10 protein-coding genes are annotated in these 9,408 nt (G+C 73.6%); 8 read left to right on the top strand and 2 right to left on the bottom strand.

The genetic code is table 11. From position 1 onward, the window contains the following. Positions 1-13 precede the first annotated feature (13 nt). From D6718_12190 to bamD, 4 genes are read left to right on the top strand one after another with little or no spacing between them, the layout of a single operon-like run. A complete protein-coding gene (locus D6718_12190) occupies positions 14-832 on the top strand; it encodes a PASTA domain-containing protein (GenBank protein RMG43494.1) in 819 nt (272 codons plus the stop codon). After that, positions 829-1,491 carry a ribulose-phosphate 3-epimerase gene (gene rpe, locus D6718_12185; GenBank protein RMG43498.1) on the top strand — a complete coding sequence of 221 codons (663 nt, stop codon included), beginning with the start codon at positions 829-831 and terminating at the stop codon, positions 1,489-1,491. Before D6718_12190 ends, rpe begins: the two co-directional genes overlap by 4 nt. Positions 1,492-1,535: 44 nt before the next feature. Further along, positions 1,536-1,889, top strand: coding sequence for an acyl-CoA thioesterase (locus tag D6718_12180; GenBank protein ID RMG43497.1), 354 nt, complete (start codon positions 1,536-1,538; stop codon positions 1,887-1,889). After that, on the top strand, positions 1,883-2,755 hold the full coding sequence (gene bamD / locus D6718_12175; protein RMG43493.1) for an outer membrane protein assembly factor BamD: 873 nt from the start codon (positions 1,883-1,885) through the stop codon (positions 2,753-2,755). The genes D6718_12180 and bamD overlap by 7 nt, the downstream gene beginning before the upstream one ends. On the opposite strand, the gene D6718_12170 is transcribed toward bamD, so the two are convergent. After that, entirely contained in the window at positions 2,675-4,990 is a 2,316-nt protein-coding gene (locus D6718_12170; GenBank protein ID RMG43492.1) for a response regulator, read from the bottom strand. The two genes, bamD and D6718_12170, sit on opposite strands and share 81 nt — an antisense overlap. A 191-nt stretch (positions 4,991-5,181) precedes the next feature. On the opposite strand from D6718_12170, the gene hslV reads away from it, so the two are divergent. Genes hslV through dapF form a run of 4 tightly spaced genes read left to right on the top strand, consistent with a single transcriptional unit; the run spans position 5,182 to position 8,979 of the window. Continuing rightward, positions 5,182-5,730, top strand: coding sequence for an ATP-dependent protease subunit HslV (gene hslV, locus D6718_12165; GenBank protein ID RMG43496.1), 549 nt, complete (start codon positions 5,182-5,184; stop codon positions 5,728-5,730). A 14-nt stretch (positions 5,731-5,744) separates the two neighbouring features. Beyond that, entirely contained in the window at positions 5,745-7,121 is a 1,377-nt protein-coding gene (hslU, locus tag D6718_12160; GenBank protein RMG43495.1) for an ATP-dependent protease ATPase subunit HslU, read from the top strand. After that, positions 7,118-8,200 (top strand): hypothetical protein, encoded by a 1,083-nt coding sequence (locus D6718_12155; protein RMG43491.1) that lies wholly within the window; start codon positions 7,118-7,120, stop codon positions 8,198-8,200. Before hslU ends, D6718_12155 begins: the two co-directional genes overlap by 4 nt. Continuing rightward, entirely contained in the window at positions 8,197-8,979 is a 783-nt protein-coding gene (dapF, locus tag D6718_12150; GenBank protein ID RMG43490.1) for a diaminopimelate epimerase, read from the top strand. Before D6718_12155 ends, dapF begins: the two co-directional genes overlap by 4 nt. Here dapF and D6718_12145 read toward each other — a convergent pair. Beyond that, the coding region (locus D6718_12145; GenBank protein ID RMG43489.1) for an EamA family transporter at positions 8,946-9,408 on the bottom strand (463 nt) is incomplete at its 5' end. The genes dapF and D6718_12145 overlap by 34 nt on opposite strands.

Below are 9,408 nucleotides of genomic sequence, written 5' to 3'. Positions count from 1 at the left end.
GCCGCCTCGAGGAGTGAGCGCACCCGTGGAGCAGGCGACGCCCCCGAACGGACCGCCGCGGCGAACCGCCCGCAACCCCTGGAAGCGCGCCGGGGCGGCCGTCCTGCTCGTGGCGAGCCTGGGGGGCACCTACGCCGCCGCCACCTGGCTTGCCCTCTGGTTCTCCGTTCGCGTTCCGGACGTCGCCGTTCCCGAGGTGGTCGACTTGCCGCTTGAGGAGGCCCGGTCGCGTCTCGCGCAAGCGGGGCTGCGGCCGAAGGTGGTCGCGCGCCGGCACGACCGGTCGGAGCCGGAGGGGAAGGTCGTCGAGCAGTCCCCGCCGCCGCACGCCCGCACCAAACCGGGGCGGGCGGTTCGCCTCGTCGTGAGCCTGGGCCCGCCCCTGGTGGTGATGCCCGATCTGACGGGAGGCAGCCTCGGCCGGGCCCGCATCGCCCTGGAGTCCGCTGGACTGCGCCTCGCCCAGAGCGCGAGCGTGCCCCACCCGGGCGTCGCGGTGGGGCGGGTGGTGGCGCAGTATCCGGAGCCGGGTGCCGAGGTCGACACCGGGAGCGCCGCGAGCCTCCTGGTGAGCGCCGGCCCGCCGCCACGGGCCTACGTGATGCCCGATCTCCGCGGCGTCCCGGCGGAGCGCGCCAGAAGGGCGCTCGAGCGGGCCGGCTTCCGGCGGGTGCGCCTGCGCGGGCCGGCCGGTCCGGGGGCGCGGATCGTCTCGCAGAGGCCCCCGCCGGGGACGCGAGCGGCGACCGACGACGTGGTCGTGCTCCAGGCGGGGACCTTCGAGTGGCCGCCGGAGGCGGAGGAGCGCGGCGGCGGAGGGCGCACGCGATGATCGAGATCGGACCCTCGATCCTGGCCGCCGATTTCGCGCGTCTGGGCGAGGAGGTGGAGGCGGCGGCCCGCGGCGGGGCGGGAGCCGTCCACGTGGACGTCATGGACGGCCACTTCGTCCCGAACCTCACCATCGGCTTGCCGGTCGTCCGCAGCCTCGCCCGGGTCACCTCGCTGCCGCTCGACTGTCACCTCATGATCGAGGAGCCGGAGCGCTGGGCGGCCCGGTACGCGGAGGCCGGCGCGGCGATCGTCACGGTCCACGTCGAAGCGGCGCGGCACGTCCACCGGGCGCTCGCCGCCATCCGCGAGTGCGGGGCCCGCGCAGGGGTGGCGATCAATCCCGGCACGCCGCTGGCCGCGCTGGAGGAACTCGTCGATCACGTCGACCGCATCCTCGTGATGTCGGTCGATCCGGGGTTCTCGGGCCAGAAGTTCATTCCCGAGTCGGTGGCGAAGGTCGCGCGGCTCGCCCGACTGCTGCGGGAGCGCGGAGCGTCGCCGGTGATCCAGGTGGACGGCGGCGTCGGTCCCGACAACGTGGCCGAGTTGGTGCGAGCGGGTGCTCGGGCCTTCGTGGCGGGCAGCGCGGTGTTCGGCGGCGGCGATCCGGCGGCGGCGGTGGCGGAGCTCCGGCGGCGGGCGGAGGCGGCGCTGTGACGGCGCGGACCACCATCCGCGTGCGCTACCCCGAGGTCGACCGCATGGGGTTCGCGCACCACACGGCGTTTTTCGTGTGGTTCGAGGTGGGGCGGACCGAGTGGCTTCGCGAGAGGGGCCTCGCCTACCGGGACATCGAGGAGCGGCTCGGTGTCCGGCTGCCACTCGTCGCCGCGCAGGTGAGGTACCGCCGGCCGGCGCGTTACGATGACCTGATCGTGGTGGAGACGCGGTTCCGGAGGCTCTCTCCCGTCCGTTTCCGGTTCAGCTACGTGGTGCGGCAGGCCGAAAGCGGCGCGCGGCTTGCGGAAGGGGAGACGGACCACGCCGCGGTGGACCGGCGCGGCCGGCCGCGGCGGATCCCGCGGGAACTGGAGGAGGTCCTCGGCCCATGGTGAGGCGATCGACCGTGAGGCGGGCCATCCCGCTCGCGCTGCTGCTGGCGTTCGGCGCCGCCTGCCACCACCGGAAGGAGCTGGTCGAGGACAACGAGCTCCTCTACGAGCGGGCGCGCGAGGCGATCGCCCGGCGGAAGTTTCTCCAGGCCATCGAGATGCTGGGGGATGTCGGCCTGGTGGCGCCGGTGGGGGAGGCTCTCGATCCGCTGGTCAAGCTCGCGCTGGCGGACGCCTACTTCTACCAGGGGGGGATCGTCGACATCGCGGAGGCCCAGAACCGGTACGAGCAGTTCGTCTCTTTCTATCCGAACCATCCACGGGCCCGCTACGCGCGGTTCCAGGCGGGCGTGTGCAAGTTCCGCCAGGCCGAGGATCCGGAGAACGACCAGGAATTCGCCCGGAAGGCCCTCGAGCACTTCGAGGCGATGCTCTCCGACCTTCCCGAGGACGACCCCTGGCGCTTCGCCGCCGCCGCGATGCTGGAGCGCGCGCAGGACCGGCTGGCCGAGCACGAGTGGCTCGTGGCGCGTTTCTATCTGCGGCGCGGGCGCGACCGGGGCGCCGTCGGCCGCCTCGAAGAGCTGGTCACGCGCTATCCCGGCTCGCGGCGCCGGGAGCAGGCGCTGTACGAACTCGCGCTCGCACAGCGGCGGCTCGGCCATCTCGAAGCCTCGCGCGACGCGCTCCGGAGGCTCCTGGCCGACTATCCCGAAGGCCCGTTGCGGTCCCGAGCCGAGAGGCTGCTCGAGGAACTGGAGGCGGAAGGGGCGGCGGCCCGCAACGGTTCAGCCGGCGGCGGGGGCGGTGTCGCGAGGGGAGACGCCGGTGGTCGCGGCTTCGATCGCCTCCCGCAGCCCGGCGAGTGAGAACGGCTTGAGCAGGACGGGCGCCGCGACCCGGTCGAGGAAGGACCGCGCCTCGGCGCTGACCGCATCCCCGGTCGAGAAGATCACCGGCGGGAAGGTCAACCCCTCCGCCCGCGCGCGGTCATACAGCCCCTGGCCGTCGAGACCGGGCATCCTGAGATCGAGGATCGCGAGGTCGTACCGGCGCTCGCGGAGCCGCTCGAGGCCACGGTGGCCGTCCGGGACGGTGTCCACCGTGAAACCCCAGGCCTCGAGCGCTTCCCTGAGGACTTCGCGGATCCCCGCCTCGTCGTCGGCCACGAGCACCCGGCGTCCCTTGCCGTCGGGCGGAGGCGCCTGGGCGGAGGCGGCGGCCGGCACCGGCGTCGGCTCGGCGGGGGCCGGCTCGTCGGGGATCGGCAGCTCCACGGTGAAGGTCGCGCCCCGTCCCGGGACGCTGCGCACCGAAATGCGACCGCGGTGCTCGCGGACGATCCCGTAGCAGATCGAAAGGCCCAGCCCCGTCCCCTTGCCGACCTCTTTGGTGGTGAAGAACGGGTTGAAGAGCTTCCCCAGGTTCTCTTCGGGGATTCCCGGCCCGTTGTCGGAGACCTCGAGTCGAACGGTGTCCCCTTCGCGGTAGGTGCGCACGAGGATCAGTCCGGGCCGATCGGTCTCCTCGATCGCGTGCACCGCGTTGGTGACGAGATTCAGCAGCACCTGATGGATCTGGTGGGGATCGACGCGCACCAGCGGCAGGTCGGGATCCAGCTCGTGCGTGAGGGTGATGTTGCGGACGCGGCACTCGTAGGAGCGCAGCTCGAGGACCTCCTCGACGATCGGATTCAGCGAGTGCCATCCCACCTCCGGCTTGTGTGCGCGGCTGAAGGTGAGCAGGCTGCGCACGATCCTCGACGCCCGGTCCGCCTCGCGCCGGATGCGCCGAACCATGCGCGCCACGTCCTCCGGCAGAGAGCGCTGCTCGACCAGCTCCGCGGTCCCCGAGATCGTCGCCAGCGGGTTGTTGAGCTCGTGCGCGACCCCCGACACCAGCTGGCCCATCGCGGTCATCTTCTCGGTCTGGATGAGCTGCTGCTGCATCTCGCGGAGGTCGTCGTACAGCTTGGCGTTGTCGAGAGCGACCTCGATGAAGCGCACGAGAGCCGACAGGCGGCGGGCGTCCTCGGCGCCGAACGGCTCGCGTCCCCCGTCGTCGTAGACGGCGAGGACGCCGGCGGGCTCCCCCAGGATCCAAAGCGGGTGCGCGATAAAGCTCGTCACGCCGAACAGCGACAGCTCGGGGAAGCGGCGAACCGCCACGGGATCGCCGATCATCGGCTCGCGCCGCGCGAGGAACGGGCCATCGAAACCGCCCCGCGGCAGGCGCGGGGGGACGTTGATCTCCTCCCGGCGGTCGCTCACGGCCGCTACCCGGAGTTCGTACTCGCTGTCCCCGACGAAGGCGAGGACCGCTCCGCGCGCCCGGAGGTCGTGGGCGACGATTTGCGTCGCGACCGAGGCGAGGGTCGTGGTGTCGAGCTGGGCGCTGACGCGGAGTCCCAGCTCCTGAAGGGACTGCAGCTCCTTCTGCCGCCGGCGGAGGGCGCCTTCGCGCTCCTCGAGGCGGGAGAGGATCAGGAACAGAAGCGTCGGGGGCACGACGGAGACGACGAGGAGCGCGGGGTGGGCGGACCAGGAGAGGGCGAGGAGGGCGGCGAAGCAGCCGACGACGATCTCGTTGCTGAGAGCCGCGTAGGAGATGACTCCGCTGTCGCGGGCCGATCGGCCGGTCGCCAGGCTCATCGCCGCGTAGGTCAGCGCGAAGTTGATCGCCGTGAAGACGGCCGCGCCGGCGAGCGCCCCCGCGCCGATGCCCGGCAGTCCCGGTGTCGCGGCCGTGACCGCCTCGGCCGCGCGCGTTCCGGCCCAAGCGGCGGCGAGAACCTGGCCGACGTTGAACGCCCCCTGGAGAAGGCCGCGGCGATGGGCGGCCCAGTCGAACACCGTCGTGAGAAGGGCGACGATGCCGGCTCCGGCGGGATCACCGAGCGGGAACAGCGCCTCGTAGGCGGCGGGAGCGAGCGTGACCGCCGCCCGGCCCCCCCGCCGGCGGTCGACCTTGAAGGTCATCAGCGACCAGCCGAGACCGAGCAGGCCGAAGACGGCGATCGGCAGCAGGCCGCCGGTTACGGGGCGGGCCGCCCGGCGCGCCATGTCGGCGCCCGCGAGCATCCCCGCTGCGGCGACGACGACCACATAGGCCACCGCCGCACGATGGGGTCTTGGCGTTGACAATCCGTGTGCTTCCTTTACGAAAATGCTCCCGCGGGGGAATATAGAGCCGGCCCCGCCGGGCGCATGCCGCGGGGTGGATCCCGGGTGCCGGGCGCGAGGCGGCTCCCCGTTCGGCGTGCGATCCGGTTCGGATCGGCACGCAGGTGTTCCCGATGGCGGTGATCCGGTCGACGACGGTTCTCGCGGTGCGCCGGGGCGGCCGCGTGGCGATGGCGGGCGACGGGCAGGTGACCCTGGAGAGCACGATCGTCAAGTCGGGGGCGCGAAAGATCCGCCGGCTGGGAGGCGGCGCGGTCCTCGCCGGTTTCGCCGGCGGTGCCGCCGACGCTTTCGCCCTGTTCAGCCGCTTCGAGGCGCGGCTCGAAGAGGCGGGCGGCCGGCTGGAGCGGGCGGCGGTGGAGCTGGTCAAGGACTGGCGAACCGACCGGGCGCTGCGGCGCCTCGAGGCGCTCCTCCTCGTCGCCGACCGCGAGCGAACGCTCCTGCTGTCGGGGACGGGAGATCTCATCGAGCCGGACGACGGTACGATGGCGATCGGCAGCGGGGGCACCGCGGCGCTGGCGGCCGCCCGCGCGATGCTCGCCCACACCGACCTGCCGCCCGAGGTGGTGGCCAAGGAGGCGCTGCGGATCGCCGCCGGCCTCGACATCTACACCGGAGGCGACCTCGTCTGCGAAACGCTGGACGGCGGGGAGGAGTGAACGTGGTCTTCTACATGCCCGGACGTCCGGAGCGGACGCGCCTCGGTGACGCGCTTCCGGCACCCGGCGTCGATTCGCTGACCCCGTCCCAGGTCGTGGCCGAACTCGACCGGTTCATCGTCGGTCAGGAGGAGGCCAAGCGCGCGGTCGCGATCGCGCTCCGGAACAGGTGGCGGCGCCGCCAGCTTCCGCCGGCGCTCGCCGAGGAAGTGCTACCGAAGAACATCCTCATGATCGGGTCGACCGGCGTGGGGAAGACGGAGATCGCCCGGCGGCTCGCGCGCCTGACCGGCAGCCCGTTTCTCAAGGTCGAGGCGACGAAGTACACCGAGGTGGGTTACGTCGGCCGGGACTGCGAGTCGATGGTGCGCGATCTGGTGGAGGTGGCGATCGACCAGGTCCGGCAGCAGCGGCGGCGCGACGTCGCCGCCGCCGCCCAGCGCGCGGTCGAGGACCGGCTGCTCGACGCGCTCGCCGCGGGCCGGATCTCCGGGGAGGGCCGCGAGCGTCTCGAGGCGCGCGAAGCGCTCCGGCGCCGGCTCCGCGCCGGAGAACTCGAGGCCGAACCGGTGGAGATCGAGGTCCGCGCCGCCTCGCCGCCGGCGTTCAAGATCGCCGGCGCGCCGGGCCTGGAGGAGATCGACATCAAGCTCGGCGAGATGATGCCGGGACTGTTCGGCCCGCGGACGACCCGCCGCCGGATGAGCGTGGCGGAGGCGCGGAAGGCGCTCCAGCGCGAGGAGGAGGACCGCCGTCTGGACGCCGAGGAGATCGCCGCGGAGGCGATCCGCCGCGTCGAGGAGACGGGGATCCTGTTCATCGACGAGCTGGACAAGATCGCCGGGCCGGACGCCGGCTCCCACGGTCCGGACGTCAGCCGCCAGGGGGTGCAACGCGACCTCCTCCCGATCGTGGAGGGAACGATCGTCCAGACCAAGCACGGTCCGGTCAGGACGGACCACATCCTTTTCATCGCCGCCGGCGCCTTCCACGTGTCGAAACCGTCCGATCTGATTCCGGAGCTGCAGGGGCGTTTCCCGATCCGCGTGGAGCTCCAGCGCCTGACGCGGGAGGACTTCGAGCGGATCCTCCTCGAGCCGGAGAACTCGCTCATCCGCCAGTACCAGGCGCTGCTGGAGGTGGACGGCGTCGAGCTGTCCTTCACCAGGGAGGCGATCGCCGAGATCGCTCGGCTGGCCGACGAGATCAACCGGCAGACCGAGGACATCGGCGCCCGGCGGCTGGCGACCGTCCTCGAACGCCTCCTCGAGCCGAAGCTGTTCGACGCCCCGGACCGCCTCCAGGGGCGGTGCGAGATCGACGCCGACACGGTCCGGCAGGCCCTCCAGGACGTGGTGGCGAAGACCGATCTCGCGCGCTACGTGCTGTGAGCCCACGCCTGCGGCGGTTCCTCGCGGTGCTGTGCGGTCTCGTCGCCGCCGGGTGCGGCCACCGGGCCCGGCCGCGGCCGCCGCGGCCGCACATTCCCGAAACCCCGGCCGGGGTGACGTGGCGGCTCCGGGGAGATCGGCTCGAATTCGCCGCCCGGGTCACCCCCGCGACGCTCGGAGGCCGACCCCTCCGGCCGCCGGCCGAGCTGGTGCTCCTGGCGTTGCCCGTCGCATCGCCGGAGAAGGCGAGCGGCTGGAACGTGCCCGAGCGGGCTCGCGAGTACCTTCGCTCGGCGGAGGAGCATCCCGTCGGAGCCGCACCCGGGGACGGACCCGCGTGGGTGGAAGGGGCGATCGACCTCGCCCGCCTCGGCGACGCTCCCGCTTTCGTGGTGGCGCTCGCGGTGCGCGACCGCGCCTCCAGGTCGCTCCCCTCCGACCGGGTGCCGCTGGTGCCGGCCGCGCCGCCGCCGGCTCCTGCTGCGTGCCGCCTCGTGCCTCGCGAGGAGGGCGTCGAGATCGCCTGGCGCCTGGACGAGGGGGAGGCCGGTCCCGATCTCGTCGCGAGGGTCTACCGGGTCGACGGCCCTCCCGGACCGGAGCACTGGAGCGCCGTCGCCGAAGGCCCGATCGCCGCTGGATCGGTGATCGACCGCGCCGTGCGGTACGGCGAGAGGCCCGCCTACGAGATCGTCACCGGCCGGCCCGACGGGGGCGTGCCGCAGGAGTCTTTCGCGGTCTCGTGCGGCGCCGTCGCCTACGAGGACCGGTTCCCCCCGGCGCCGCCGCGCGACCTGGACGCGGTGGCGCAGGCGGGAAGGATCAGGATCTTCTGGCGGGCGGGCGGTTCTCCCGACGAGGCGCGCGTCCTGATCGAGCGCCAGGAGGAAGGGGAGGGCCGCTTCGAGCCGCTGGCCGCCGTCCCGGCCCCCGATTTCTTCTACGAGGACCGGGCGGTCGAGCCCGGGCGGCGGTACCGCTACAGGGCCGCGGCCGAGGATGCGGCGGGCAACCGGTCGGCGTACGCGGGGCCGACGGACTGGCTCGCTCCGCGACCGCCCGCGGGGACGGAGCCGTGAACGTCTGGCCTTTCTGGAAGATGACGGGGGCCGGCAACGACTTCGTGGTCGGCGACGACGACCCGCCGCCGCCGCTTTCGCCCCCGGAACTCGCCCGGCGGGTCTGCGCGCGAAGGTCGGGGATCGGTGCCGACGGGCTGCTGCTCGTCGGGCGCGGCGATCCGGTCCGAGTGCGCTACTGGAACGCGGACGGCAGCGAGGCGGCCTTCTGCGGCAACGGGGCCCGGTGCGCCGCGCTGTACGCGGTGCGCCGAGGCCGGGCCCGCTGGCCCGCGCGGCTGGTCCTGGGCGGCCACGAGTACGAGGCCGCGCCGGATCCGCGGGGCGTGCGGATCAGCGTGGATCCCCCGGCGAGAGGGCCGATCGTGACGGTTCGGGCCGCCGGCGCGCTCCGCGCGGGACGTCTCGTCACCGCGGGCGTGCCTCACGTGCTGTTCGAATCGCCGGCCGTCGAGACGGAGAACCTCGCCGAGCTGCGCGGCGCTCTCGCGGCGGCGGACGCCGAACTCGCGGCCCGGGCGAACCTCACCGTCTACGCGATCACCGGCCCCGGGGCCGCCCTCGTCCGCACGCTCGAGCGCGGCTCGGGAGAGACCCTCGCTTGCGGGTCGGCGGCGCTCGCCGTGGCGGCCGTGCTGCTCGGCGGCGGCGAGACCTGCCGCGTGGTCCCTCCCTCCGGCCTCCCCCTGTTCGTTCGCCGGAGGGCGGACGGCCGGCTCGATCTCGCCGGGGAGGCGCGTCTCGTCTATCGGGGTGAATGGCTGCCCGGGGAGGACTGAGCCCTCCCGGATCGACGCCGGGTGCCCGCCAGGACCCCCGCGAGCACCAGCGCCCCGCCGGCCAGCTCTCTCGGACGCACCGGCTCGCCGAGGAGGGCGGCGAACACGGCCGCCCAGACCGGCTCCGTGGCGAACAGGACGGCCGCGCGGCTGGCGGAGGTGCGGCGCTGGCCGTACGCCTGGAGCGCGAAGACGAACGCTGTCGCCACGGCGGCGAGGTAGGCCAGCGCGCCGAGCGACACCGGCCCGGGGACGAACCGGGGCCGTTCGAGGCAAGCGGCGGCGACGATCGAGAAGGCGGCGCAGGCGGCGATCTGCTGGAACAGGAGCCGCCGGGCCGGGACCACGCCGAGAGCGGCCGTCAGACCCGCGATCTGCACGGCGAACAGCAAGGCCGCGCCGAGCGTCATGAGGTCGCCCCCGGCCGCT

It is taken from the genome of Acidobacteriota bacterium (assembly GCA_003696075.1).
In the GTDB taxonomy this organism is placed as follows: Bacteria; Acidobacteriota; Polarisedimenticolia; order J045; family J045; genus J045.
Note: the sequence above shows the minus strand (reverse complement) of the source record. Positions and strands in the feature narration are given on the sequence as shown.